Here is a 25,800-nt window from a genome sequence, read left to right as displayed (position 1 = left end):
TTCCAATTAAAGTTGATATTGCAGGGAATAAAAAATAGCGTCGTGATATCCTTGTTTTCCTAAGTTATTTTCCGCATACCGATAACTCAGGATAAAACTCAGATTTTTGCTAAAAGACCAATTAACAGATAAAGCTCCATTAAAACCAAAATCTTTTCCATCACCAGATAAAATCAAATAATCATCTTCGCGATTAAAAAAGTGTTCTTGCCACCAGGTCAACTTAAAGTCTTGCTTAAATAGATTTAGCTTATGGCTTGCCAGAAAATAAACATACCCACCGTTGAAACCACCTTCAAAGTTAGCGTCAAAGCTCTTATAAGTGGCATCGACAAAATGTCCTGCCAGAGCAACTTGTAGATAAGTATCGTCATAACTTTTGTCCCAGCTCAGTCCCAACATGGTGTTGGTTTCGCCCCAACTGGGTTTACTCTTGTCAAACACTTGGCCATAGAGATTCCAATCTGTCGCCCCTAAGTTAATCTGACCTATCACATTAATCTCTGTGCCGTAGTAGGCTCCATCATCCGGGTCTTCCCACTTTACATGGCCATAAATATCCCCATACTCATTACCAACGGCACCTTTCAGAGTGATAAATGGGTTATTGTCTTTGGCCTCGCCAAAATAATCCGATGCTTTGGATTGCCAATCCATCATCCCGGCTTCAACAGCCAGCATAGCCGCCTGACAGTGGCCACCAAGGCAGGCAGAGATAATTAAGGGGTATAACAATTTCGTGTTCATATTCAATCCTTCCTTCCCGACTCAAGTTAATTATTTACAGAAGCAGAATTGAATAGGTGAACTAAATCACATGAAAATGTTTATTTTGTTTTTTTGTTAAAAGGTTTAATAAGGATCATCAAAAAATAAAATTTTATTTTTTGATGAGCGAGATCACAAAGAGCTAATTAACACTCAAAAACTTTTATTCTCCAACTTATAATAAACCAACACTTTCTTGAGTATTTTAAAATGGATAAGCCCGAGCATAACCGTATACGGGAAGCTATTTTGGATTTGGCAGAGTCTGTTATTGCCAAAGAAGGATTATTGTCACTGAAAGTATCAGACATCACCAAAGGATTGGGCATATCCACGACTCTGTTCTACAGCATCTTCAAGACCAAGGAAGATATTCTGGTGGCTCTCACCTGTCGCGCCTTTGACCAGGTACTTGGGCTTCGTTGGTGGCTCAATCTGGAGGGTTACTCAGGATTAGAGAAATTTATCGCCTATATTCTCAATGAGATCCAATTTACCGAGACCTACTGCCTACGCAGTTCCATCTCCACCATCTCCTGCAACAGGTTGATCTTCAACAAGGCCAGTGCCACTTATCTGCGTAACCTAAATCGACTGGCCATGGATTATTGGGAAACCCCGCTCCAACTTCTGGCTCAAGCAAAAGAGCAGCAGGAGATCTTGGCCAGTGATGTGCAGATCCAGCAGTTTTGCCATCTGTTATGCACCTATCTGAGAGGCCGTGAGTTGGTGGGGAATACCTATGCCGGTAAGGAGTACAGCCTGGATGTCAGGTTTGATAATGCTCGGCTACTCACTCAACTGCTCAAAGAGTTGTGCCCTGGCAAAAGGCTCAATCCCCAAACCCTTGCCAGGGCGCAGCAGTTGCGTCGCGAATTACCCCGCTACAGAGAATTACGCCAACAACAGCTAAACACTTGAGTGAACCAAAGGCCTTGGGTAATTACACAAGCGACCGGGATTTAAGCCGCACAGTGCACAAAACCAACACAGAAGTAAAAACATCTAGACGTCTAAATTGACAGGCGACTGGCTATCCCCTATTCTTTCGCCTAATTTGTCAGGAGATGATGCCGTTAAGACAATGCAATTCAGCGAGTTTGGCTGCTACGGAGGGAATCCCCGGCCAAACGTGATTTACAGAGAGTAGATTTTGACCCAGAACAACACTTCTCCAGCCGTTAAAGCTCCGGCCTCATTTGTGGCGCTGCTGCCACTATTTCTGTTTCTGGCGCTGTTTATCGGTGCCGGGGTCTATTTCCAAAGCCAAGGGGTAGATTTTGCCTTCTATCAGTTGCCAAGTCCGATAGCGATATTACCGGCGATTGTACTGGCCATTTTGCTGTCCAAGCAAAAGCTCAACCAGACCATGAACACCTTTATGGCGGGGATAGGCCACAACAACATCATCGCCATGTGCCTCATCTACCTGTTAGCCGGTGCTTTTGCCGCCGTAGCCAGTGCCACTGGTGGGGTCGATGCCACAGTTGCCCTGGGGCTTAAACTGATCCCGGCCAATCTGTTGCTGCCCGGTTTTTTCATTATCGCCGCCTTTATCGCCACCGCCATGGGCACCTCCATGGGCACGATTGCCGCTGTAGCCCCTATCGCCCTAGGGGTTGCCGATCAGGCAGGGATTGAACTGCCACTGATGGCCGGCTCTGTGATGTCCGGCGCCCTGTTTGGTGACAACCTGTCTATTATCTCGGATACCACTATTGCCGCCACCCGCACTCAGGGCTGCGAAATGAGAGACAAGTTCCGCGAAAACCTGATCTTTGCCATTCCGGCGGCGATCGTGACCCTGCTGCTATTCGGTTTCCTATCTTCCGGTCAAGCCGAACTGCCACCGCAGGAGGTCGACTTTGTTAAGGTGTTGCCTTACTTGAGTATTCTGGTGCTGGCCGTCGCCGGGTTAAACGTATTTGTGGTACTGGCCATCGGCATTTTGCTGGCCGGGACCACGGGATTTCTCACTCAGGACTATTCGTTGCTGACCTTCGGCCAAGACATCTATAAAGGCTTTGGCAATATGCAGGAGATTTTTATCCTCTCCATGCTGGTTGGTGGTTTGGCAGCCCTGATGCAGCAGCAAGGTGGTCTGAGCTTTGTCAGCCAACAGATTGAAAAACTGATCGCCCGTTTCTCCCGCGCCAAAGGCGAAGCCTCCTGTCGTGCCGCCGAGTTAGGTATGGCCGGGATTGTCGCCCTGACCAACTCCTGTGTGGCCAACAATACCGTCTCTATTGTGGTCAGCGGTGATATCGCCAAAGATCTGGCCGCCAAACATGGCGTGGCCCCCAAACGCGCCGCCAGTGTTCTGGATATTTTCGCCTGTATTATTCAGGGACTTATTCCCTACGGTGCCCAGGCCTTGCTGATAGCTTCCCACTTCAAGATCTCTCCGCTGGAAGCGGTTGCCAACACTTGGTACTGTATGATCCTGGCATTGGTCGCTGTAGTGATTGTGATACTGCGCCCCCGCAGTTAAACTAACAAATACAAAAACCAAACCGGTCCCTGCGACCGGTTTTTTGTCGCTGCCGTTTGGCAAGCATTATTGAATACTGATATTCAAACGAGCCACTGCATGCCCCCTTACGAGCAATATCACAAACAAGATCCGCAGCGCCTGGCATTTATGATGTCTCTGGTAGGCGTTAGCATAGCGGCACTGGGTATGATTTCCTCCTTTTGGGCCGCTTATGACAGTATGGGCAGTGCTATTTTCAACATGCGCATGGACAGACTGGGTGACTATTTAAGCTCGCCACTGGCCTATGTCTACAACATCTCGCTACTGCTCGGCGGTGCTTGCTTCACCTTGGCCATGGGAGGCCTCTGGTGGCAAAAGCACAGCGCGGCGGCCAACTTACTGTCAAGGTCGGGGATAGCTGTGGGGGTGGGGATAGCGGCGCTTGGTGTGTTTCCCTATAATGAACTCTTTGCTCACCAGTTGGCGGCCATCTTCTTTATTGCCAATACCTTGGTGATGTTTACTCTTTGCTGCTACTGCTTTGTTTCCCATCGAGCACTGTGTAACCTGCCGCTGTGCCTGTTTAGCCTGCTGGGAATAGTATCCGGTATTGGCTTGTTATCTCAGTTGCAATGGCCATCGATGAATTATGCCTCTTGCCCGGCGCAAACCCTCTGCCTTTCGGTATGGTTTATGTGGTTGCACTCCATTGCCACTGTGTTTGCCGGCCTCAGCCTATCGGCCACGGTTTATCGGCTGTGGCACTGGTCGCAGCCGACAAACGACTGATGTAACCCTGGCAATAAAGGCCTGCAATGACCCACGCAAGAGCATCTCAACAAGCCACAATCCGCCTCGCTCACTATCTGGCGCAAACCGGCCTATGTTCAAGGCGCGAAGCCGCCAGGCGCATCGAAGCCGGAGAGATTTTTCTGGGTGACAAACTCGCTAAACACACAGACAGAGTCACCCTCGCCACCGGGCAGCGCCATTGCCTCGAAAAGCTGTTTTATCTGGGCGAGCCCGTCGCCGCCCCGGCAGCTTACACTTATCTGCTATTCAATAAACCCGTCGGCATAGATTGCCGCCTAATCAAGGATGACCCGAGCAGTCTATTGCATCTATTGCCTCAGGATAAACGCCTGTATCCGGCCGGAAGACTGGATAAAGACTCCCGCGGCCTGTTGCTGCTCAGCAACGACGGCGAGCTGACCCAGCAACTGATGCATCCGGATTTTTGCCACAGCAAACACTACCGGGTCACTCTGGAGCGAGCATTTACTGACGCGTTTATCCATGCCTTGAGAGCGCCTATGGATTACGGTTATGGCCAGGTGCGGGCATCACAAGTCACACCGATTTCGGCAAACAGTTTTGAAATTATTCTGACTCAGGGCAAGAAGCGGCAAATTCGCCGTATGTGTCGGCATTTGGGCTACAGAGTCACAGACCTCTGCCGTACCCGGATAATGGAGTTAACGCTTGATAAGCTTGCTGAAGGGGAGTTTAGGGAGCTCAGCCATGCACAAATCGCTGCGCTTAAAGATGCAGTACAACCTTGACTAAACAGCTGTATATTTTTTACGACTCTAAATTATTGGCAAAACCAAGCGCCTGGTTAACTGTATAAACCCAAAACAATATTGTTTGTGGCAACACTCACTCCTCATACTCTCTCAGACAAATCAGCTCTCACCCACGTCGATAGAAAACATTTATAGTGGCCCGTTGTCGCCCCTTGGTTGAACGCGCCATAGGCGGCGTATTGGTCAGCCTGGGGCTGGGATTGGCCTTTTCCTCTGTGGGACGTTCCTGAGCAGTTTCTCCGTTAAGGCCGTCAGGGTTGACTGCCTTCACCGTTTTTAGGCTCGCTTGCCCGGGAAGTGGCGACTTTATCATCCTTCCCGCCGCCGGGTTGCAACTCAGACAGAAGATCGGCAGCCTGCGTCACGGCAGCCAGATTCGCCTGATGCTCTTCTTCCTCCACAGTCTTGGATTCGACGCGATCTTCCTTACTGCGCCTGAACTCGCCATTGGCCTTGACCTCGGAATCATAGGGCAGATCCTCAATTCCCGGCAGTGAATCAGGAATATCGCTGGGGCTGACATCCACTATCTGTGAGCGGTTCATGGTGATCTTGTATCTGGCATAGCGCGGCGCCTGCTTGCCCTCTTTGAGTACGGCGACCAGATTTATCTGATAACGCCGCTCCACCGACTCGTTAGTTATCCTGCCATCGGTTTCGCTGTAAATTTTGGCCTTACCCCGTTCCAGATAGCGGGCAAAGGGCACTAAGCTGAACACCACCTGCTCCTGCAATGTGTTATAACCGGAGAGAAACTCGGTATCTGCCACCTTGGTTTGAATGCCGTAGTGAAGAATTTCAGCGTCGACCTTATTTTGGCTATGGCGCCGCCGGAGGATCTCTTTGACATCATCAGGGAGATCCCGACTACGCATAAACTCAAGCCAAATCAGCTGCTTGGCAATAAACTTCTGGTTGGTTGTATCCCTCAATATCCGACTCCAACGGGGGCGTCCCCGTTGGATATAGCGCCACAAAGCATTGCGGACATCATCTTTAAAGATCTCCCGCGCGCCGTAAATCAGCGCCAACACCAACACCAATACCAGAGTCACGCCGCTGAATATCCCCTGAGCCTTGATGATCAAGGCTGATACCACCAGCATCACCAGCGCGGTAGCCAACCCTGTGGTTAACTTTTTAAGCCCAGTGTTCAGAGGTTTAATCTCCTCTTTGAGCACCACCCCTTGCTGAATAAGCCGCCTGAGCAGCAACATCTTGTTGGCAATACGATTGGGATCTTGCAGGGTTTGCGCCGAGTTATAGAGTCGCTCGGCCCGATAGTGATTTTCTACCCGGCAGAGGGTGATCACCTTATCCGACACATGGCTAAAGTCACTGTTTCTGGGACCATGGGCCAACAGCTTCAACAACTGCTGTTCACAAAACCAGGATAAGTAGTTATCGGCATTCTCAAAATAGTGTTTCCATCTGGCATCGGCCGGTTCGTTACGGCGAAACTTCTTCAGCAAAATCGCTGTCTGCTCGGTTAACTCCTCCAGCAAAGGATAGAAGTTTTCCGGCTCGGATTGCCGCGAAATCTCTTTGGCATCGTTCTCCATCGCCACCACAAACTGGTAGGCAAACAGGTTCAGATAGAGGCGAAACTCTTCGACGGTACGCTTCTTCTGGCTTACAAACCTGGATTGTACCAGGGGCAGATGCAGACCATCCGAGTAGTAAGAACGCCGTCCGAGAATGGCGCTGAAGTAGTATTCCTCTTCATTCAGGCTCTGCGGCCCTATGCCCATCTCCTTGGGCAGGGAAAAGTAGAGATCCAGCTTGCGCTGCTCCCCAACACCCATCAGATGACTGAATTTGATGGATAGATTTTCTTCCTGCTTGATACGTAGTTTGGACACAATAATGGAAAACTATCAATGAATTGATGAAAGAACCAGACTATAGCCCAAGCAACACGGGAATGGGATAGCGCACAGGCGTTAACTGAAAGGAAATGGTGAAATCGTCAGCAAAAATTCAGCCGTCAATGGATCAGGCGGCAGCCACATACTGTGTTACTCGGTTGGAACAACACAATAGCATAGTCTTTGGCTTCATCGGCATCAAGGATCTCCAGTGCCAGGTGATGCAGGCCTTCATTACTGAGGTTGAAGCTGGAAACATAAGAAAGGTATTGCATATGGGCGGGCCTTGCGCCCTTGCCGGAAAGCTCCTGTTTATCTGTAACCAGGATTTGATAACGCCCCGCCTCTTCCGAAGCCAGTTGCCCCTGCATCAAAATGCTGCCGGCCGGGGTGCCATCCATGTTGAAGTAGCGATAGTTGACCAGAGCTCGCTTGCCTTTGGTCTGCAGATCCAGCAGCAGGTAGTGCTGCGCATCTTCGCCCTCGTTCAACTGCCGGTCGTAGAGTTCAGAGCTGCAATTAAGCGCCAAAGCGGGCGCTGTTTGACTGAAACGATAGATCACCAGCAAACAGCCGAGCAAAAAGATCAGGATCAGCAAATTTATCACCCAAAGCCAACGTCTAGCCACAGAGATCAACCTCCTTAAGCCAAGGTACACTGACAAATGCCTTGACCTGACGTCCATCGCTTATTTTGAGATTGCGTACCACGGACTGTCCCAAATACTCGCCTCTCAATGTGAGGTTAAGGACTTGTTTGTCATGGGAAAGAGAGACATATAATTTGCGCCAAGGGCTGCTCTTACACTGAGCCAATGCCGAGGTCAGCACCTTGCCCTGTTCGGTCAACAACTGATTGTTGGTACGGGAATTGGAGTAGAAAAACAGCTCCATTCTCTGACCAGATAGCAGTGTCAATTCCTGCTTGTTCAGTGGAATGGTGGGTACCACTCTGGGTAAACGATACAGATAGAAGACACTGAGACCAAGCATGAGTATCAGTACCAAGCCCACCAGCAGTTGCTTGGGACCGGCATTCAACCTGGACTCCAGCACTCCCGCGGGTTTACGGGCCACAGATGAGCGTAGCAGATACCCCTGCCCCTTGACCGTTTCAATCAAAGACTCATATTCGGGCCCCAGAAAGGCACGCAACATACAGACAGCACGGGCTACAGACGAATCACTCAAAGGGGGATGATTGTCATCACCGGCGCGCAACTCGATACGGGAGACCAAACGTCCCTGATTGGCAAGCAGGAGTTTCAGCACCTGCAACTCCGCCCGAGGGAGATGCCAACTGTCTCCCCTGCCTTTGTGTTGTAACTCACCGCTGGCTTCATCAAACCAGCAGTCGCCTATCTGCATCATCTTCCTCCTGTTTTATATGAACATGAGTGTATGCAAGAAATCTAATCACTACTGTGATCCTCATAACCCTGACACAGGAAAAAGTTTAAAAAGTGATCCAACTCAGGCAAGGAAGCAAGCAAGAGGGAAGCAAGTAGCGTTTTGTGAACCAGTTCCCATGGTTGAAGGCTTTGAAAACAGGCCTGAAGATTGATAAACCAGCCATTAATTAACATGAATAAAACAAATAAGGTGATTCTGCCCAACCCTTAATCCTCAAAAAGGATTAAGAATAGCCACCCTAATCACCTTAAAAGGTTAAAACTCCAGTCTTTGACAACTCAATATTCATGCGCGCTAAATCACAACCTTCATATCTTATCCCCCTAATCTGAATACAACCGACCCGGTCGGGAAAAACAAAGACAACAAAGGGTGATAAATATGAGCATTAACAGACGTCAGGCCCTGGGCCAGATTATCGGAATTAGCGCCGCAGCAGCCGGAGCCAGCCTTACGGCCACTTGCGCCTTTGCTGCCACGGATGAGTCAGGAAACTACCGCCTGGAGTTGGGTGAAAAACTCAAATATGCTCCATTGGATCCTATGGAGACAGCCAAACTGGCTTATGAAACCGGCGGTGGCTGTATGCATCAGGTATTTCACGCCACTGTGACCATGCTGGCTCGGTCTGCCAGTGTCGATGCCGACAAGTTTGCCACTATTCCAACGGCGCTGGCCGGCTACGGTTTTGCCGGTGTTACCGGCCAAGGCACGCTTTGCGGTAACCTCAATGCAGTAGGTATGTTGGTTAATATTCTCGATGACATTAATGGCCAAAACTCCGCCGTCATAGGTTCCTTGTTCCGTTACTACGAGAATACCGAACTGCCTTTGTCCAGCGATGAGTTCGTTGCCGGTATTGGCTCCACCGCCGAAAAGACTGCCCTGGTGGTCAAATCCTCGGTAGCCAACAGCGTATTGTGTCACTCCTCTATCAGTAACTGGTCCAAGGCCTCAGGCAAGACCTTCTCTGAAAAAGGTGAACGTTGCTATCGTTTGTCGGCCTCTATTGCCTATCACTTAGTGGAACTCTTGAACCGAGCCTACAAGGGTGAAGACTTGGGCGCCCTGCCTGAAAGTAAACCCAGCTCAGAAGCCCAGAGCTGTCAGAGCTGTCATGGCTCCACAAGTACTATGGGACCTGCCGCCAGCGTCAAGACAGACATGGAATGTACCACCTGTCATACCGGGCACTTTAACTGAGGATTATCCAATGAAAATCAGCTATCTGAGCCTGCTGCTCGGCTCGGCCCTGCTATTGGGAGGCTGTGGCAGCGATGATGACAACAATAATGGTGGCGGTGAGATCACGCCTCCGCCACCACCTGTGGAAAAACCCAGTCAGGATATCGCCGAAGCAAGTAGTATTGAGTTGACTCTCAACAGCTTCGACCCAGATTCAGGCCAGGTCACCTTTGCCCTGCAAAACGCCGAAGGCAAAGCGCTCACCAATGCCGCCAAGTACCAAATCACCTACTTTGGCTATCCGGCAGAAGAGCAAGCTTCCACCAAGCCCAAAGCCTGGAAACGCTGGCATGTAACCTATGGTTACAGCTGCGACCCGACAACCGAGTGCGCCGAGCCGCTGCAGGCTCTGGAAAGTGCCGGCAGCTACAGTTTCAGTCCATCAGGGCTCGACTGGGACGCTAATGCTGCTACTGGCGCGGTTAGCCGTTACAAGGTAGCCATAGAGGTGTTCGGAACTGAAATCAGCAATGAAGTGACGCTCTATTCTCCCACTACAGACGTAAACTAAAGGTCACCAATCCCAAATGCCGCTGATCAATGAGAGCAACGGCATTTGGGACTCATCCTCCTCCTCAAACTCAGTCATACGACAGGCCCAAAGATGATTGCCTGGACTCAGTTGAATAAGTGAATAGTCGGCCAAAATATCCATCTCCAGAACATGCAACCTGAGCTCCAATTTACCCGACTGAGCCAAAGCCTTATTGATAGCCTCCCGCATTGCCATCAAGTATGGAGGGAGTTCTTCTTCACCTAATAGCAGTTTATCCTGATAGGGTTCCAGACTCATCATATAGCTTAGTGAACCAAGCTCAACGCCTTCTATAGTACCTGCCAGCTCAATACCCGCCCACGGCTCATTATCATAGCGATAACTGACCTTCAGTCTGGTCTGCCCATTTTCTGTGGTTATCCCAAGCCTGAGTTTCTCCCCTCCCCTTGGTCCCCCGGCTTTGCCGGGGTTAATTAAACTCGCTTCACAATTAAAGCTTGGGTTTAGATACTTGGAAATCAAGGTGTCAACCGCCAGGATACCCACAACAAATAACAGCAGTAACAACAGCAATATCCAGCTCCGGTTTTGGCGTAAGCGCCACGGCAGAGTCGATTCAGTCACAGCGCAACGCCTCCTTCAACCAAGTATGCTCGGGGGCACAATCATTCATCTGAGACATGGTCAACTTGTAAGCTTTAAAGTACTCCCCTTGGTCACTTTCTCCCTTGAGCACCATACTCAATACCTTACTGTCATCACTGAGGGAAATGGAAATCGTACGCCAGCTATCAGGGCAAGGAGCCAGCCAGCCTTCAATGCTCTGAGTAAGATCTTTCAATGTCGCCAATGCCTTGGGTTCGCCATAGAGACGCAGGAAGGTAGTATTGCCCGAAGGGTGCGCGAGTTTTATCACTTCATCCGGCGTTTCCAGATAGCGCAGCGGTCCGACTCTGGACGATAGAAAAAACAATACCAACCCACTCAGCAGTAACATCCAAAAAAAATGATACCAGGGTGCCTTTCCCTTTAAAAACAGAGAGATTGACTTACGTTTTTGAGTTTTGCTGTGCAGTAAAAAACCTTGCCGGTCGATGGGCTCCAACAGGCCACAGTAATCAGGCCCCAGGTATTGGCGGATACGGGCCACCGCTTGTTCCAATAAATGCTCTTGGTTGACGGGAATGCCCGCCTCCTGCAGCAATTGCATTCTGGAAACCACCTTGCCCTGATGGCTCAACAAAACACTCAACACACATTGCTCTATTTCAGACAAGACCCAAATCTTACCGGACCCAGTATGTTTGAGCGTGCCGGTATCGGCATCAAACCAACAGCAACCTATCTGCATGGCATTGCTCAGCAGCAAATGAATGGCGGCAGTATAAGGGAAAAAAACACCCATCCAGAGTGATCTGCATGGGTGTTTTCAGGCTTTTAAGAAAAGCGTGAACCTTCTCTCAGACTTTTCTCACGATTAAAACTTTGTTAATTAACAATATGATACATGCTTTTCTAAAATGTAGAACTGTTAAGCCAGAGATGTATCAGAATACTGGCGATATAACCCAGGGCGATAACAGGCGTCCACTTGAGGTGAGCCCCAAAAGTATAAATGCCCCTCGCTTGCCCCATCAGAGCGACCCCTGCAGCACTGCCGATAGACAGCAAACTGCCCCCGACTCCGGCAGTCAGGGTTACCAGCAGCCATTGGCCAAGAGCCATATCCGGATTCATGGTCAGTACGGCAAACATCACAGGAATGTTGTCTATGATAGAAGACAGCACCCCAATGGCGATATTGGCATAAGTGGGATCCCACTGGGTGTACATGGCGTGAGACACCATACTCAGATAGCCGATAAAGCCCAAGCCGCCGACACAGAGCACCACGCCATAGAAGAACAGCAAAGTATCCCATTCGGCTCTGGCAATACGGCTGAAGACATCGAAAGGCACCACGTTACCCAGTTGCTCCAGACGCTTTTCATCCTGCATCAGGCGCGCCTTCTCCTGCGCCCTTGCCAATGCTTTGGGGAAATTCTTCCTCAGGTAGAAGCCAAAGCACTGCAGTAGTCCAAGGCCTGTCATCATGCCCAGCACAGGTGGCAGCCCCAACAATGAATGAGCACAAACAGCCATAGAAATAGTAAACAGGAACAGCAGTACTATCCGCTTGGCGCCTGTCTTGGTATAAACTTTTTCAACCAGGGCATCGGATTTTTCCCTGGAAATAAACAGGCTCATGATCAGCGCCGGCACCAGGAAGTTCACCAGTGATGGCAGGAACAGCTTAAAGAACTCGGAAAAGTGCACCATGCCCTTTTGCCACACCATCAAAGTGGTGATATCCCCAAAGGGACTGAAGGCACCACCGGCGTTGGCCGCCACCACTATGTTGATACAGGACAGGGTGATAAAACGGCGATTATCGGCGCCCATTTTCATTACCACGGCGCACATCAATAATGCCGTGGTCAGGTTATCGGCGATAGGTGAGATAAAGAAGGCCAATAAGCCGGTAAGCCAAAATATCTGGTATAAACTGAAGCCCTTGCCGACCATCCAACAACGTAAAGCATCAAACAACCGCCGCTCTTCCATCGCGTTGATATAGGTCATTGCTACCAGCAAAAACAGCAACAATTCGGCATATTCGAGCAGGTTATGCTTAAAAGCTGCCTCGGCCACTTCCGACATACCGTTTTGGGTATAGATATAACCTATCATGCCCCAGATAAGACCGGCGGCGACCAATACAGGCTTGGACTTCCTCAGGTGCAGTTTCTCCTCCCCCATCACCAGCAAATAGGCGATGGTAAATAGAGTCAGTGCCAGATACCCCACAGTTGAGTCGGTCAGGTTCAGATTATTTACGGCTTCCGTGCTAGCCAGGACCGCAGGCGAAAACAGTCCGGACAAAATTCCTCCTAAGGCTGCGCAGCCCCCATGCAAACGCATCAACTTCATTTCAATGATCTCTCGGTAGGAAATTAACTAAAACCTAGCACAGAGACAGGAAATCAAATCTTGATAAAACGCAAATTTCTGTAATTTAAGTGAGCAAGCCCAAGCCTTAAGCGGCAGACAACTGAAGAAAGGTTACCAAAGACTGGCAAAAAAACACCATAGATCACAAAAGCGCCCGCAGGCGCTTTTATCTGGTTCACACTTTTTATATCACGACTTTTTAGAAGGAGTACAGCAGTGTCATGTTGGTTTCGGTATCTGTGCTCTTTTTGTCATCCAGCGGATCGCTGTTATAACGCACGACCACGGCGAACTTCATCGCCAATGCACCTATGATATTAGCGGTCAACGAAGTCTCGGAACGCGCGTCGAGCTTGTCACCATAGTCGGCAACAAACATCTGGCGGAATTTGGAGGTCTTGCTGATCTCAAGCTCATAGTTAATCACTCCGTGAGCCACCCAGCTGGCATCTGAGTTATAACCCAGAATAGCACGCTGCTCACTGTCCAGACGCTGATACTGGTAACCAGGACCTATCTCGGCATCCAGGAAACTCTTGCTGCCCTGGAAAACCCGGTAGCCGTAACCGGCTGCGCTGTTGAATTTATAATCATAACCTGTAAAGGGATCGGCTTCGTAACTGGTGTTGGCAAACAGATAACTGCGCTCATCCAGACGGTAGTTGCCCTGAACACCACCAAAGTAACGCTTGGCGGTAACTTCTTCAGAATCTTCCTTATACAGACCTTCGAGCAGATACTGGTTTTCCCAGTTACCCAGTTCGTGTTTCATCGCCAGGCGACCCTTCACCGAAGAGGTATCAGTGTTACCTGTGGTCAGGGTAGCACCCAACTCCGCCTCACCGGCAAATGTTTTATCACCTTCGACAAAGTCGGCCCCTGCGTGAGCAAATGGTGCGACCAGCAGAATGGCTGCAGCGCTAAGCAGTTTTTTCATTCTTGTGCATCTCCGTTCAAAGCAATCCCTAAAAAAACGGGCGCCATCTTAACATCTACAGCGAAAAATACGAAACAGCTCGCATTTTTCAGCCGAAAAACCTGATTGCGTACACTATCTTGATAACAATGGCCCCCAATCATGCCCGCAACCCGGCCGCAGACATCAGCAGTCGCAATAGCGAAGAGACACTCAGCAAAGAAAGAACACTCAAGCACCAAAGCAGCAGCATCCAGCAGCCTGGACGGCTATCGAGCCAAGCCTTAGCGGGGGCCAACAGCCGGATGGCCCGGCCCCTCAAAGCATTAATGATAGGCATCATCGACGCTCACCTTGCCGCGGAACACATAATAGGTCCAGCAGGTATAGACCAAAATAATCGGGATAATGAACAGGGCCCCCACCAGCATAAAACCTTGGCTCTGGGGCGGTGACGAGGCCTGCCAAATGCTGATTCCCGGTGGAATAATGTAGGGCCAGATGCTGATCCCAAGACCGCAGAACCCCAGTAACACCAACAGCAGCGTCATCACAAAGGGTTGGTAAGTATCTTGCCTTTGCAGCCCCAGGTACAGATTCCATCCCAGCAGCGCCGTCAACAAAGGCACGGGTGAGAGGAAAATAAGGTTCGGCAGTGAAAACCAACGCTCGGCGATTTGGGGATGTGCCAAAGGCGTCCAGATACTGACCAGCACTATGGCCACCAACAAGCCTATGAGCAAAGAGCGGCTCAGCAGAAACATCTGTTGCTGCAGATGCCCCTGGGTCTTCATGATCAGCCAACTGCTGCCAAGGAGCCCGTAAGCGACCACCAGGCCGACACCGCATAAAAGCGGGAAAGGCGCCAGCCAGTCGAGCTGCGAGCCGGCAAAGCTGCGATCTATGACGGGGAAACCGGATATCACAGCCCCCAGCACCACCCCCTGAAAGAAGGTCGCAGCCACAGAGCCGATGGCAAATGCCCTGTCCCAGGCTTTTCTGTGGCCTTCAAATGCCTTGAAGCGAAACTCAAACGCCAAGCCTCGAAAGATAAGCGCCACCAGCATAAAGGTCAGCGGAATCGCCAAGGCATCGATAATCACCGCATAAGCCAGCGGAAAGGCACCGAACAATGCGGCCCCGCCCAATACCAGCCAGGTTTCATTGCCGTCCCACACAGGTGCCACCGAGTTCACCATGATATCTTTGTCATCCCTGTCTTCAACCAAGGGCAGCAGTATCCCCACTCCCAGGTCGAAACCATCCATGACTATGTACATCAAGGTGGCGAAAATAATAATCACAAACCAGATAACAGCCAGATCGATACCCATACTCAGCTCTCCTTATGCAGCTCGTCGCTGTGAAACTGTGAAATTCGCCCGACCAACGCCGGGCTTTCGGATAAGGCTTCCTCGACCTTGGGTCCCTGACGGATAAGATTGAGCAGATAGAGATACCCCAAACCAAACACCAGGCTGTAGACCACAAAGAACCCCAGCAGGCTCAGGCTCATATGCAGCTCGCCATGGGCGGAGACCGCATCCTGGGTGCGCATTACCCCATGAATGATCCAGGGTTGCCGCCCCACTTCCGTGGTTATCCAACCGGCCAACAGCGCTATGAGTCCCGATGGTCCCATGCACAGACTGAAGCGCAGAAACCAGCGGCGCTGGTACAGGCCACCACTGTGTCTGAGCCAAAGGCTGACGACACCGAGCAGCAGCATCAACATGCCCAGTCCGACCATGACCCGAAATGACCAAAAGACGATAGGGACATTGGGCCTGTCTTCCACGGCAAACTCCTTCAGCGCCGGCACCTGGGCCTGGCTGTCGTGCATCAAGATCAAACTGGCCAGCGCCGGGATCTTGAGGGCATAGTCAGTGGTTTCTGTCTCCATATTGGGCCAGCCAAACAGGATAAGCGGTGTCGGCTCACCCGAGCTGTTGTCCCAGTGGCCTTCCATGGCGGCGACTTTAGCCGGTTGATGCTCCAGGGTATTGAGCCCGTGAATATCCCCAAGCAAGGCCTGCAAAGGTGCACAGGCGAGGATCATCCACAGCGCCATGGAGAACATCTTGCGCACCGCCGGGTTGTCGTTGCCTTTAAGCAAGTGCCAGGCGCCCGATGCCGCCACCATCAAGGCGCAGCAGATAAAGGCGGCCACCGCCATATGCGAAAGACGCGGAATAAAGGAAGGGTTGAAGATAACCGCCAACCAGTCTGTCGGTACTACTTGACCGGCTTCAATGACAAAGCCCTGCGGCGTGTGCATCCAACTGTTGGAGGCCAAGATCCAGAACATGGACATTAGGGTGCCGAGGGCAACCATGCAGGTGGAAAAGAAGTGCAGCTGATCGCCGACTTTCTTCCAGCCAAACAGCATCACCCCCAAAAATCCGGCTTCGAGGAAGAAGGCGGTCAACACTTCATAGGTCAGCAGGGGGCCGGTAATACTGCCGGCAAACTCGGAAAAACCGCTCCAGTTGGTGCCGAACTGGTAAGCCATCACCAAGCCGGAAACCACCCCCATACCAAAGTTGACCGCAAATACCTTGGACCAAAAATGATACAACTGCTTGTATAGCGGATTACGCTTTTTGAGCCAAAGCCCTTCCAGTACCGCGAGATAACTTGCCAGGCCAATGGTGATGGCCGGGAAGATAATGTGAAAAGAAACCGTGAAGGCAAACTGTATGCGTGCCATTTCGAGTGCATCCAGTCCAAACATGAACCACCTCAAAGGGTCAATAAACCTGGCAGGCATCTTAAGGACTGAGACAAAACTATAATAGATACAGAAAATACGATTTTATATATAACAGATTGAATAATTGTTATGCTGGACACGGGCAATAAAGCAGAGTAAACCATGGCCAAATATGAAACCCTGATCCAGCAATTGAGGCAGCAGATACAGAGCGGTGTCTGGCAGGTGGGTGACCGCTTACCTTCACTCAGGGAGCAGACTCAGCAGAGCCAGATGAGTTTGATGACAGTGATGCATGCCTATCAGGTGTTGGAGAGCCAAGGTTGGATAATCTCCCGCCCCCGCTCAGGTTACTTTGTCGCCCCGAAAGTGGCTGCCCCCAAGCCTCAAGGTCTGCATCAGTCCAGTGCTGTGACCCGCGCCGAGTCGGTGGATATCAACGCCTTTATCTTTGAGGTGTTGCAGGCCAGTCGCGATCCGGGGATCACGGGGTTTGGCTCCGCCTACCCGGACCCCGGGCTGTCGCCCCACAAACAGTTGAACCGGGCCTTGATTTCAAGCGCCAGAACCCTGGATTCCGCCAGCGCTCTGGACAATCTGCCACCCGGGAACCCGGCGCTCAGGCATATCATAGCCCAGCGCTACGCGGCGCAGGGAATGAGCATCTCGCCGGATGAAATAGTGATCACCGCGGGGGCACTGGAGGCATTGAACCTGAGCCTGCAGGCGGTTACCCGTCCCGGGGATTGGGTGGTGATAGAAAACCCCGCCTTCTACGGCGCGCTGCAGTCGCTGGAGCGCCTCGGCCTCAAGGCGCTCGCCATTCGCACCCATCCCCAGGAAGGGATAGATCTGCAGTCTCTGGCCCAAGCGCTGCAAACTCACAGGGTCAAGGCCTGCTGGTTGATGACCAACTTTCAAAATCCCCTTGGCTGCAGTATGAGCGATGACAAGAAGCGTCGTTTGCTGAAACTCTTGCAGGAACACGACTGCTTTTTGATTGAAGACGATGTCTACAGTGAACTCTATTTTGGCAAGGAGAAGCCCCTGCCGGCCAAGGCCTTCGACCCGGACAACAGAACCCTGCACTGCGGCTCCTTCTCCAAGTCTCTGGTGGGCGGTTTTCGCGTCGGTTGGGTGGCCGCCGGCAAGATGGCGCTCAGTATTCAAAAACTGCAACTGATGAGCACCCTGGCCACCAGCACCCCGGTGCAATTGGCACTGGCCCATTACCTGTCGACCCGCAGTTATGAGACCCACCTGCGACAATTGAGGCGCACCCTGGAGCAGCGAAAGTTTGCCACCTGGCAGGCATTGAAGAGCCGCTTACCCGACAGTGTCAGAGTGCATTATGGCGATGGCGGCTATTTTCTCTGGGTAGAGTTACCCGAGGGGCGGGACACCACAGAGCTTTATCGCCAGGCACTCTGGCAAGGAATAAGCCTGGCGCCGGGACAGATGTTCTCGGCGCACCGGGAGTTCAGCCACTGTTTTCGCATCAATGCCTCACTGCCTGGCGGGCCAAAATTGGAGCAATCGATAGCCAGCCTGGCCAAGCTTATCAAAAAGGCGTTGTGATGACTCAAGAGCCATCCGGAAAACACTCCGCCAACCTCAGCCCTATCACCCAAGTGTGTCGTAACAGCCAAGGCGCAACAACTAGCGCCCACCTCGGATTTACACTCTGGAAGCTAAAAGTAAAAAAGCCCGCGAATGCGGGCTTTCAATACAGAGAACGGGATTACAGATTGATCTGTGGGTCCAGTTCGCCGGTCTGATAACGCTTGTACATGGCCTGCAGTGACAGTGGCTTGATCTTGGAGCCCATACCGGCACAACCGAAGGCTTCGTAGCGCACGGTACAGATGTCGGCCATAGCTTCCATAGAGGCCTTAAGGAATTTGCGTGGATCAAACTCAGTTGGGTTTTCGGCCAGGAACTTACGTACCGCACCGGTTGATGCCAGACGCAAATCTGTATCGATGTTAACCTTACGTACACCGTGCTTGATGCCTTCAACAATCTCTTCCAGCGGCACGCCGTAAGTTTCAGGGATCGCGCCACCATACTGGTTGATGATCTGCAGCCACTCCTGAGGTACAGAAGAAGAACCGTGCATGACCAGGTGAGTGTTGGGGATACGGGCGTGGATCTCTTTGATGCGGTCGATACGCAGCACATCGCCGGTAGGCTTGCGGCTGAACTTGTAAGCACCGTGGCTGGTACCTATGGCGATAGCCAGGGCATCCACGTGAGTGTCGGCCACGAAGCGGGCAGCCTCTTCCGGGCTGGTCAGCATCTGCTCATGGCTCAGGGTGCCTTCGGCGCCGATACCGTCTTCTTCACCGGCCATACCGGTTTCCAGGCTACCCAGACAACCGATTTCACCTTCAACAGAAACACCACAGGCGTGGGCGAACGCCACTGTCTTGCGGGTGACATCGACGTTGTACTCATAAGAGGCAGGAGTCTTGCCGTCAGACATCAAGGAACCGTCCATCATCACAGAGCTCATGCCGAGCTGGATGGAACGCTGACACACGTCAGGGTGGGTACCGTGATCCTGGTGAATACACACAGGGATATCCGGATACTGCTCAAGGGCGGCCGCCATCAGATATTTGAGGAACTGAGGACGGGCATACTTACGGGCACCGGCTGAGGCCTGCACGATCACAGGGCTATCAGTGGCTTCGGCGGCCTGCATGATAGCACGCATCTGCTCCAGGTTGTTGACGTTGAACGCCGGGACGCCGTATCCATGTTCGGCGGCGTGGTCCAGCAGTTGGCGTAGGGAAATAAGGGCCATTTTTTTACTCCAATAATAGGGTGAATTACTTCACCGAGGTCGCTATCGCTTGGATTTAACTTGATGCTCCCGGCAAAGCCGGGAGCGGTTTCTTTATAATTCTTTTGACTTTGCTTAGTTACCGCGGGCCTTGAGCATAGCCACTGCCGGTAACTCTTTACCTTCGAGGAACTCGAGGAAGGCGCCGCCGCCGGTAGAGATGTATGACACCTTGTCGGCGATACCGTATTTATCCACGGCGGCAAGAGTATCACCGCCACCAGCGATGGAGAAGGCCGGTGACTCGGCGATCGCCTGGGCGATACGCTTGGTGCCTTCGCCGAACTGGTCAAACTCAAACACCCCTACCGGGCCGTTCCAGACTATAGTACCGGCTTTTTGCAGGATAGCTGCCAAGGCTTCGGCGCTGTCCGGGCCTATATCAAAAATCATCTCATCGTCGGCAACCTCGGCCACTGGCTTCAAGGTAGCCACGGCTGCAGGGCTGAACTCCTTGCCAACCACTACATCGGTAGGCACAGGGATATCGCCGCCACGGCTCTGGGCATTGGCCACCAGGCGCTTGGCTTCATCGATAAGGTCGGCTTCATAGAGTGACTTGCCCACAGGATGGCCGGCGGCGGCTATAAAGGTGTTGGCGATACCACCACCTACCACCAGTTGATCCACTATGCCGGATAGAGACTCAAGCACTGTCAGCTTGGTTGACACCTTGGAGCCTCCGACAATCGCCACCAAGGGACGTGCCGGGTTATCCATCGCCTTACCCAGGGCATCCAGCTCGGCTGCCAACAATGGGCCGGCGCAGGCTATCGGGGCAAACATGCCGACTCCGTGAGTCGAGGCCTGGGCGCGGTGAGCAGTACCGAAGGCATCCATCACATAGACATCACACAGGGCCGCCAGCTGCTTGGAAAGCGCCTCGTCGTTTTTCTTCTCACCCTTGTTGAAGCGGACGTTTTCAAACACCACGACTTCGCCTTGGGCAACTTCGACGCCTTCAAGATAGTCTTTTTCCAGGCGCACCGGGCAATCCAGCGCCTTGGCCAGATAGTCAACCACAGGCTTGAGGGAAAACTCCTCATTATATTCGCCTTCGGTTGGTCGTCCCAGGTGGGACATCACCATCACGGCAGCCCCTTTTTCCAGTGCCAGTTTGATGGTGGGCAGTGACGCCCGCAGACGCGCGTCACTGGTGACGACACCATCGACCACCGGCACGTTGAGATCTTCACGGATCAGCACACGCTTGCCCTGAAGATCCAGCTCTGACATCTTGATAATTGCCATTTTTACGCTTCCTTCTTAATCAAAAACAAATCTGTTTCACTAAGGGCGGCAGCTTCCCTGCCCCCTGAAATAATCTGTCGCAGTCTCTCAGGCGCTGCGGGCCTTGATCATCGCCAGTGCCGTATCCAACATACGGTTGGCAAAACCCCATTCGTTGTCGCACCAAAGCAACAGCTTCACCAGTTGGCCATCACTGACCCGGGTCTGGGTACCATCGACCACGCTGGAGCGCGGATCATGATTAAAATCGCATGATACCAGAGGCTCATCAGTATAGCCCAGAATCCCCTCGAGCCGGCCGTGGGTCGCCTGCTCCAACACTTGGTTTACCTTGGCAATATCCACTCTGTCGTTGAGGGTCACAGACACATCTATAGCGGTAACATTAATAGTGGGCACCCGCACAGAGATAGCCTCAAACTTATCCTTCATCTGCGGCAGGATACGCTCTATGCCGCGGGCAAGCTTGGTATCTACCGGAATAATTGATTGCCCGGCGGCGCGGGTACGGCGCAGATCGTCGTGATAGGCATCTATCACCTGTTGATCATTCATCGCCGAGTGGATAGTGGTAATGGCACCGCTCTTGACCCCAAAGTGCCGGTCCAGCACATCGATGACAGGGACAATACAGTTGGTGGTACAGGATGCGTTGGACACCACTGTGTGTTCGGCGGCCAACAGTTCCTGGTTGACACCATAGACTATGGTGGCGTCAACATCCGCCGAAGAGGGGTGACTTATCAATACCTGGCGGGCACCGGCCTGGATATGAGCCTCACAGCTCTGTCTATCAGAGAGGGCGCCGGTAGCTTCGAACACCAAGTCGATATCCAGCTCGCCCCAGGGCAGTTTGTCCGCCTCCGGCTCGGCCAACAGGGTAATGCTGTCATCCCCCAGTTGCATCATGCCATCGGCAAGGCTCGCGCGGCTATGGAAGCGACCATGGGTGGTGTCATAGTTGGTGAGGTGGACTATGGCCTCGGGCTTAGCCAGTTCATTGATAGCAACGATCTGAATTTGCTGCCTTTTACCCGATTCGTATAAGGCACGGAGAATTGAACGGCCGATGCGGCCATAACCATTGATTGCGACTCTGATCATGGAGATCCTGTTCCTCTAATGAGGGATGCTGATTGGGTAACGGCCTGACTTCCCGACAGGCCGTTGCACTTCCTGTGCGGCATTCCATTGCCTGGTTGCCGCACAGTCATTTCCAATCAGGCAGGCGCGGCTCAGGCGAGCAGAGCCTTACCGGCTTCAACCACTTTATCGACAGTGAAACCGAACATCTCAAACAACTGATTGGCAGGCGCCGACTCACCGAAGCTGGTCATGCCAATAATGCGACCGTTCAGGCCGACATATTTATACCAGTAATCGGCTATGCCCGCTTCCACGGCCAGTCGTTTTGTGACATTGGCTGGCAGTACAGCTTCTTTATAAGCCGCGGTTTGCTGGTCAAATACGTCGGTAGATGGCATGGAAACCACGCGCACCTTGGCGCCAGTAGCGGCCAGCTCAACCTGGGCCTTAACCGCCAACTCGACTTCGCTGCCGGTGGCAATGATGATCAGCTCAGGCGCGCCTTCGCAATCCACCAGCACATAACCGCCCTTGGCCACATCATTCAGTTGCTCGGCGCTGCGTGGCATCTGGGTCAGGTTCTGACGCGAGAAGATCAGCGAAGTTGGGCCGTCTTTGCGCTCAATGGCGTATTTCCAGGCGATAGCAGATTCTACCTGGTCACATGGGCGCCAGGTGCTCATGTTGGGAGTCATACGCAAAGAGGCAATCTGCTCAACCGGTTGGTGAGTCGGGCCGTCTTCACCCAGACCAATGGAGTCGTGGGTATAGACCTGAATGTTCTGCACCTTCATCAGCGCGGCCATCCGCATGGCGTTGCGGGCATATTCCATAAACATCAGGAAGGTGGCACCGTAAGGTACAAACCCACCGTGCAGGGCAATACCGTTGATGATGGCGGTCATACCAAACTCACGCACACCATAGTGCAGGTAGTTGCCGCTGGGATCTTCGGCCGAAATAGGCTTGGAACCTGAGTACATGGTCAGGTTGGAAGGCGCCAGGTCGGCACTGCCCCCTAAGAATTCAGGCAACATTTTACCGAAGGCTTCCAGTGCATTTTGCGAGGCCTTACGGGAAGCGATATTGGCAGGATTGGCCTGCAGCTGCTCTATGTAGGCTTTGGCATCGGCGTCAAAGTTGGCAGGCAGTTCACCGTTGAGGCGACGCTTGAGCTCGGCGGCCAGCGCGGGGTGAGCGGCTTCATAGGCAGCGAACTTGTCGTTCCAGCTGCTTTCGGCGGCCTTACCGGCTTCCTTGGCATCCCAGGCAGCATAGATTTCAGATGGGATCACGAATGGCTCATGCTTCCAGCCCAGGAATTCACGGGTGGCGGCAATTTCAGCATCACCCAGCGGCGCACCGTGGCAATCATGAGAACCGGACTTGTTGGGAGAACCGTAACCTATTACGGTCTTGCAGCAGATCAGCGATGGACGCGGATCAGCCTTGGCGGCTTCAATGGCGGCGTTAATAGCTTGTGGGTCGTGACCATCGACACCGGCAACCACGTGCCAGCCATAGGCTTCAAAGCGCTTGGGAGTATCATCGCTGAACCAGCCTTCAACATGACCATCGATGGAGATACCGTTGTCATCCCAGAAGGCGATCAGTTTGCCAAGACCCAGGGTACCGGCCAGTGAGCAGGCCTCATGGGAGATACCTTCCATCAGGCAACCGTCACCCATGAAGACATAAGTGTGATGATCGACAATATCGTGACCGTCACGGTTAAACTGAGCCGCCAGAGCCTTTTCCGCAATCGCCATACCTACAGCATTGGTAATGCCTTGGCCCAAAGGCCCTGTGGTGGTTTCTATGCCGGGAGCATAACCATATTCAGGATGGCCCGGAGTGCGTGAGTGCAGTTGACGGAACTGCTTGAGATCTTCAATGCCCAGATCATAACCCGCCAGATGCAGCAGTGAGTAATGCAGCATGGAACCATGGCCGTTTGACAACACAAAGCGGTCGCGGTCGGCCCATTGAGGGTTCACAGGGTTGTGCTTGAGGTGATCCCGCCACAGGACTTCGGCGATATCAGCCATCCCCATGGGAGCACCGGGGTGGCCGGAATTGGCCTTTTGGACAGCGTCCATACTTAAAACACGGATAGCGTTAGCGAGTTCTTTACGGGAAGACATGCTCTCTCCTGCTTGATCTTAGAGGTCTTGGGCAAATTGGAGCCATATTTTCCCCTACCGGGCAGAAGGACGCAAATAAAATTCACCCACTCACAACGCCAAAAGCAGCCCAGGCTTTGCTTTGTGTTTACATTTGCGCCTCATTTGCGAAGCTTGCCGCTCACAAAGCTGTCAACTTGCCTGTCCGCTGTTCGCTTTCAATGCGGCTACCTGGGTTAAAGCGCCATAGGAAAACTCCTCACCCAGAAACAGATGAATCTGATACATTTCAGCAAAATAGCTGAAAACAGTGGAAAAAGCTCTTAGTCATTTGAGCCGATTCCTGCGCCATGGCGCACAAATATTTGCGACAAGGGGTGTCATCCAAGTCGAATTCCACTAAAATGGCCGTCTAGATGTAGATGCTTCTACACGTTTGAATTCCACAGACGAGATTTTCCGAATTATGGCAAAACACTTGTTTACCTCTGAGTCAGTCTCAGAAGGACATCCAGATAAAATCGCCGATCAGATTTCTGATGCGGTACTCGACGCGATTCTGGCTCAGGATCCCAAGGCCCGTGTAGCCTGTGAAACCCTGGTCAAGACAGGTATGGTACTGGTGGCCGGTGAAGTCACCACCTCAGCCTGGGTCGATATTGAAGAACTGACCCGTAAAACCGTTCGCGAAATAGGTTATACCCACTCGGATATGGGTTTTGATGCCGACAGCTGTGCGGTACTGAACGCCATCGGCAAGCAGTCCCCCGATATCAACCAGGGTGTAGACCGTGCCGATCCCAAAGAACAGGGTGCCGGTGACCAGGGTCTGATGTTTGGTTACGCCAGCAATGAGACCGACGTGCTGATGCCAGCTCCTATCACCTACGCTCACCAGTTGGTTAAGCGCCAGTCAGAAGTCCGCAAGAGCGGCGCTCTGCCTTGGTTGCGTCCCGATGCCAAGTCTCAGGTGACTTTCGCCTACGAAGACAACAAGATTGTCGGTATCGATGCCGTGGTACTTTCTACCCAGCATTGCGAAAGCGTCAGCCAGGCGGATCTGGTGGAAGGCGTGATGGAAACCATCATCAAGCCAGTATTGCCTGCCCAGTGGCTGAACAAGGACACCAAGTACTTCATCAACCCAACCGGCCGTTTTGTTATCGGTGGCCCTATGGGTGACTGTGGTTTGACCGGTCGCAAGATCATCGTTGATACCTATGGCGGCATGGCCCGTCACGGTGGTGGTGCCTTCTCAGGTAAAGACCCATCCAAGGTTGACCGTAGCGCCGCTTACGCTGCCCGTTACGTTGCCAAAAACATAGTGGCTGCCGGTCTGGCTGACCGCTGTGAAATCCAGGTGTCTTACGCCATTGGTGTGGCCGAACCGACCTCCATCAGTGTGGAAACCTTCGGCACAGGCAAAGTCTCGCAAGAATTGCTTATCCAGTTGGTACGTCAGCACTTCGATCTGCGTCCATACGGCCTGACCGAGATGCTGGATCTGGCGCGCCCCATCTATCAAGGCACCGCCGCTTACGGTCACTTCGGCCGTGACGAGTTCCCATGGGAGCAAACCAACAAGGCTGAAGCCCTGCGTACCGACGCAGGTCTGTAATAGACTCAGCTTGCAAAAAAACCGCCTCAGGGCGGTTTTTTTATATCTATTTATCGGGCGATATCTCAGTAGCAGTGATCGAAATGGGCCGTTTCCATACAGAGGTAACCCAACTGCTCGGCCGATAGCGGCGTGATATCCAACACTTTCATTGGAGTGAATTCGGTATCAGTCAACTGGCGGATCTGCACCTGATAGCTATTGCTGCGCCCACAGTCGAAACAGACGCCCAAGGCTTGCAGCAGATAATGCGGCTTGCCATCGATTTTGGCTTCAAAAGCCTTTGCCTGTTGACCCTGCAGCGCCAAAACAGACACCAGGTATCTGACATTATCCCAGGCAGAAAGCCTTAGCGACTCACAGGATTGCAGTAGGGTTTCTGGCGTGTTTTGCATCTTACTC

The 25,800-nt window shown here is 52.2% G+C and carries 24 protein-coding genes; 8 read left to right on the top strand and 16 right to left on the bottom strand.

Annotated elements, in window-relative coordinates:
* Positions 1-6: 6 nt before the first annotated feature.
* Positions 7-747 (bottom strand): hypothetical protein, encoded by a 741-nt coding sequence (locus tag ACMHXH_RS17800; RefSeq protein ID WP_335911889.1) that lies wholly within the window; start codon positions 745-747, stop codon positions 7-9.
* Between the two features lie 231 nt (positions 748-978).
* Between ACMHXH_RS17800 and ACMHXH_RS17795 the strand changes: the two genes are divergently transcribed.
* From ACMHXH_RS17795 to ACMHXH_RS17780, 4 genes are all read left to right on the top strand, one after another.
* Positions 979-1,689 carry a TetR/AcrR family transcriptional regulator gene (locus tag ACMHXH_RS17795; protein WP_039033084.1) on the top strand — a complete coding sequence of 237 codons (711 nt, stop codon included), beginning with the start codon at positions 979-981 and terminating at the stop codon, positions 1,687-1,689.
* 232 nt (positions 1,690-1,921) lie between these two features.
* A complete protein-coding gene (locus tag ACMHXH_RS17790) occupies positions 1,922-3,259 on the top strand; it encodes a Na+/H+ antiporter NhaC family protein (protein WP_039033083.1) in 1,338 nt (445 codons plus the stop codon).
* Positions 3,260-3,358: 99 nt separating this feature from the next.
* The gene (locus ACMHXH_RS17785) at positions 3,359-4,033 is read left to right on the top strand and encodes a hypothetical protein (RefSeq protein WP_052247930.1); all 675 of its coding nucleotides are present in this window, start codon (positions 3,359-3,361) and stop codon (positions 4,031-4,033) included.
* A gap of 59 nt (positions 4,034-4,092) precedes the next feature.
* Positions 4,093-4,806 (top strand): RNA pseudouridine synthase, encoded by a 714-nt coding sequence (locus ACMHXH_RS17780; protein WP_144361622.1) that lies wholly within the window; start codon positions 4,093-4,095, stop codon positions 4,804-4,806.
* Positions 4,807-5,081: 275 nt separating this feature from the next.
* On the opposite strand, the gene ACMHXH_RS17775 is transcribed toward ACMHXH_RS17780, so the two are convergent.
* The 3 genes from ACMHXH_RS17775 to ACMHXH_RS17765 all read right to left on the bottom strand — a co-directional run bounded on the left by ACMHXH_RS17775 (position 5,082) and on the right by ACMHXH_RS17765 (position 8,066).
* On the bottom strand, positions 5,082-6,692 hold the full coding sequence (locus tag ACMHXH_RS17775) for a hypothetical protein (RefSeq protein ID WP_260852993.1): 1,611 nt from the start codon (positions 6,690-6,692) through the stop codon (positions 5,082-5,084).
* 125 nt (positions 6,693-6,817) lie between these two features.
* Positions 6,818-7,327, bottom strand: coding sequence for a hypothetical protein (locus ACMHXH_RS17770; protein ID WP_039033082.1), 510 nt, complete (start codon positions 7,325-7,327; stop codon positions 6,818-6,820).
* Positions 7,320-8,066, bottom strand: coding sequence for a winged helix-turn-helix domain-containing protein (locus ACMHXH_RS17765; RefSeq protein WP_039033081.1), 747 nt, complete (start codon positions 8,064-8,066; stop codon positions 7,320-7,322). Before ACMHXH_RS17765 ends, ACMHXH_RS17770 begins: the two co-directional genes overlap by 8 nt.
* Positions 8,067-8,492: 426 nt before the next feature.
* Here ACMHXH_RS17765 and ACMHXH_RS17760 point away from each other — a divergent pair, with 426 nt between their 5' ends.
* Both ACMHXH_RS17760 and ACMHXH_RS17755 read left to right on the top strand, forming a co-directional pair.
* The gene (locus tag ACMHXH_RS17760) at positions 8,493-9,314 is read left to right on the top strand and encodes a hypothetical protein (RefSeq protein WP_039033079.1); all 822 of its coding nucleotides are present in this window, start codon (positions 8,493-8,495) and stop codon (positions 9,312-9,314) included.
* Between the two features lie 10 nt (positions 9,315-9,324).
* A complete protein-coding gene (locus tag ACMHXH_RS17755) occupies positions 9,325-9,867 on the top strand; it encodes a hypothetical protein (protein ID WP_039033078.1) in 543 nt (180 codons plus the stop codon).
* A gap of 3 nt (positions 9,868-9,870) precedes the next feature.
* Here ACMHXH_RS17755 and ACMHXH_RS17750 read toward each other — a convergent pair whose 3' ends face one another.
* From ACMHXH_RS17750 to ACMHXH_RS17720, 7 genes are all read right to left on the bottom strand, one after another.
* Entirely contained in the window at positions 9,871-10,476 is a 606-nt protein-coding gene (locus ACMHXH_RS17750; protein ID WP_071475773.1) for a hypothetical protein, read from the bottom strand.
* Complete coding sequence (locus ACMHXH_RS17745; protein ID WP_335911894.1) at positions 10,469-11,257, bottom strand: helix-turn-helix domain-containing protein; 789 nt, start codon at positions 11,255-11,257, stop codon at positions 10,469-10,471. Before ACMHXH_RS17745 ends, ACMHXH_RS17750 begins: the two co-directional genes overlap by 8 nt.
* 110 nt (positions 11,258-11,367) lie before the next feature.
* Positions 11,368-12,822: a sodium:proton antiporter NhaD gene (gene nhaD / locus ACMHXH_RS17740; RefSeq protein ID WP_335911898.1), complete on the bottom strand. Its 1,455-nt coding sequence runs from the start codon at positions 12,820-12,822 to the stop codon at positions 11,368-11,370.
* A gap of 220 nt (positions 12,823-13,042) precedes the next feature.
* Positions 13,043-13,780 carry a YdiY family protein gene (locus ACMHXH_RS17735; RefSeq protein WP_039033075.1) on the bottom strand — a complete coding sequence of 246 codons (738 nt, stop codon included), beginning with the start codon at positions 13,778-13,780 and terminating at the stop codon, positions 13,043-13,045.
* Positions 13,781-13,919: 139 nt separating this feature from the next.
* Entirely contained in the window at positions 13,920-14,012 is a 93-nt protein-coding gene (locus tag ACMHXH_RS17730) for a DUF2474 family protein (RefSeq protein WP_226684478.1), read from the bottom strand.
* 73 nt (positions 14,013-14,085) lie between these two features.
* Positions 14,086-15,093 carry a cytochrome d ubiquinol oxidase subunit II gene (cydB, locus tag ACMHXH_RS17725; protein WP_162206911.1) on the bottom strand — a complete coding sequence of 336 codons (1,008 nt, stop codon included), beginning with the start codon at positions 15,091-15,093 and terminating at the stop codon, positions 14,086-14,088.
* A gap of 2 nt (positions 15,094-15,095) precedes the next feature.
* Positions 15,096-16,493 carry a cytochrome ubiquinol oxidase subunit I gene (locus ACMHXH_RS17720; RefSeq protein WP_335911905.1) on the bottom strand — a complete coding sequence of 466 codons (1,398 nt, stop codon included), beginning with the start codon at positions 16,491-16,493 and terminating at the stop codon, positions 15,096-15,098.
* Between the two features lie 141 nt (positions 16,494-16,634).
* On the opposite strand from ACMHXH_RS17720, the gene ACMHXH_RS17715 reads away from it, so the two are divergent.
* On the top strand, positions 16,635-18,050 hold the full coding sequence (locus ACMHXH_RS17715; protein WP_039033071.1) for a PLP-dependent aminotransferase family protein: 1,416 nt from the start codon (positions 16,635-16,637) through the stop codon (positions 18,048-18,050).
* A 163-nt stretch (positions 18,051-18,213) separates the two neighbouring features.
* Here ACMHXH_RS17715 and fba read toward each other — a convergent pair whose 3' ends face one another.
* The 4 genes from fba to tkt form a co-directional block, all read right to left on the bottom strand.
* Entirely contained in the window at positions 18,214-19,281 is a 1,068-nt protein-coding gene (fba, locus tag ACMHXH_RS17710; protein ID WP_039033070.1) for a class II fructose-bisphosphate aldolase, read from the bottom strand.
* Positions 19,282-19,395: 114 nt separating this feature from the next.
* A complete protein-coding gene (locus tag ACMHXH_RS17705) occupies positions 19,396-20,571 on the bottom strand; it encodes a phosphoglycerate kinase (RefSeq protein ID WP_039033069.1) in 1,176 nt (391 codons plus the stop codon).
* Between the two features lie 87 nt (positions 20,572-20,658).
* Complete coding sequence (gene epd / locus ACMHXH_RS17700) at positions 20,659-21,675, bottom strand: erythrose-4-phosphate dehydrogenase (RefSeq protein WP_039033068.1); 1,017 nt, start codon at positions 21,673-21,675, stop codon at positions 20,659-20,661.
* A gap of 131 nt (positions 21,676-21,806) precedes the next feature.
* A complete protein-coding gene (gene tkt, locus ACMHXH_RS17695; RefSeq protein ID WP_413738414.1) occupies positions 21,807-23,801 on the bottom strand; it encodes a transketolase in 1,995 nt (664 codons plus the stop codon).
* A gap of 445 nt (positions 23,802-24,246) precedes the next feature.
* Between tkt and metK the strand changes: the two genes are divergently transcribed.
* Complete coding sequence (gene metK, locus ACMHXH_RS17690; RefSeq protein ID WP_039033066.1) at positions 24,247-25,398, top strand: methionine adenosyltransferase; 1,152 nt, start codon at positions 24,247-24,249, stop codon at positions 25,396-25,398.
* A 65-nt stretch (positions 25,399-25,463) separates the two neighbouring features.
* On the opposite strand, the gene ACMHXH_RS17685 is transcribed toward metK, so the two are convergent.
* Complete coding sequence (locus tag ACMHXH_RS17685) at positions 25,464-25,793, bottom strand: hypothetical protein (RefSeq protein WP_039033065.1); 330 nt, start codon at positions 25,791-25,793, stop codon at positions 25,464-25,466.
* Between the last annotated feature and the right edge of the window lie 7 nt (positions 25,794-25,800).

This window comes from Shewanella sp. BJSY2023SW001 (assembly GCF_047314685.1).
Classification (GTDB): Bacteria; Pseudomonadota; Gammaproteobacteria; order Enterobacterales; family Shewanellaceae; genus Shewanella; species Shewanella indica.
Note: the sequence above shows the minus strand (reverse complement) of the source record. Positions and strands in the feature narration are given on the sequence as shown.

Excerpts from the sequence above, each read along its gene's own strand:
- ACMHXH_RS17800 (WP_335911889.1), bottom strand. The coding sequence starts at position 747 with ATGAACACGAAATTGTTATACCCCTTAATTATCTCTGCCTGCCTTGGT.
- ACMHXH_RS17795 (WP_039033084.1), top strand. The coding sequence starts at position 979 with ATGGATAAGCCCGAGCATAACCGTATACGGGAAGCTATTTTGGATTTG.
- ACMHXH_RS17785 (WP_052247930.1), top strand. The coding sequence starts at position 3,359 with ATGCCCCCTTACGAGCAATATCACAAACAAGATCCGCAGCGCCTGGCA.
- ACMHXH_RS17765 (WP_039033081.1), bottom strand. The coding sequence starts at position 8,066 with ATGCAGATAGGCGACTGCTGGTTTGATGAAGCCAGCGGTGAGTTACAA.
- ACMHXH_RS17760 (WP_039033079.1), top strand. The coding sequence starts at position 8,493 with ATGAGCATTAACAGACGTCAGGCCCTGGGCCAGATTATCGGAATTAGC.
- ACMHXH_RS17755 (WP_039033078.1), top strand. The coding sequence starts at position 9,325 with ATGAAAATCAGCTATCTGAGCCTGCTGCTCGGCTCGGCCCTGCTATTG.
- ACMHXH_RS17745 (WP_335911894.1), bottom strand. The coding sequence starts at position 11,257 with ATGGGTGTTTTTTTCCCTTATACTGCCGCCATTCATTTGCTGCTGAGC.
- nhaD (WP_335911898.1), bottom strand. The coding sequence starts at position 12,822 with ATGAAGTTGATGCGTTTGCATGGGGGCTGCGCAGCCTTAGGAGGAATT.
- ACMHXH_RS17735 (WP_039033075.1), bottom strand. The coding sequence starts at position 13,780 with ATGAAAAAACTGCTTAGCGCTGCAGCCATTCTGCTGGTCGCACCATTT.
- ACMHXH_RS17730 (WP_226684478.1), bottom strand. The coding sequence starts at position 14,012 with ATGCTGCTGCTTTGGTGCTTGAGTGTTCTTTCTTTGCTGAGTGTCTCT.
- cydB (WP_162206911.1), bottom strand. The coding sequence starts at position 15,093 with ATGGGTATCGATCTGGCTGTTATCTGGTTTGTGATTATTATTTTCGCC.
- ACMHXH_RS17720 (WP_335911905.1), bottom strand. The coding sequence starts at position 16,493 with ATGTTTGGACTGGATGCACTCGAAATGGCACGCATACAGTTTGCCTTC.
- ACMHXH_RS17715 (WP_039033071.1), top strand. The coding sequence starts at position 16,635 with ATGGCCAAATATGAAACCCTGATCCAGCAATTGAGGCAGCAGATACAG.
- fba (WP_039033070.1), bottom strand. The coding sequence starts at position 19,281 with ATGGCCCTTATTTCCCTACGCCAACTGCTGGACCACGCCGCCGAACAT.
- ACMHXH_RS17705 (WP_039033069.1), bottom strand. The coding sequence starts at position 20,571 with ATGGCAATTATCAAGATGTCAGAGCTGGATCTTCAGGGCAAGCGTGTG.
- epd (WP_039033068.1), bottom strand. The coding sequence starts at position 21,675 with ATGATCAGAGTCGCAATCAATGGTTATGGCCGCATCGGCCGTTCAATT.
- tkt (WP_413738414.1), bottom strand. The coding sequence starts at position 23,801 with ATGTCTTCCCGTAAAGAACTCGCTAACGCTATCCGTGTTTTAAGTATG.
- metK (WP_039033066.1), top strand. The coding sequence starts at position 24,247 with ATGGCAAAACACTTGTTTACCTCTGAGTCAGTCTCAGAAGGACATCCA.
- ACMHXH_RS17685 (WP_039033065.1), bottom strand. The coding sequence starts at position 25,793 with ATGCAAAACACGCCAGAAACCCTACTGCAATCCTGTGAGTCGCTAAGG.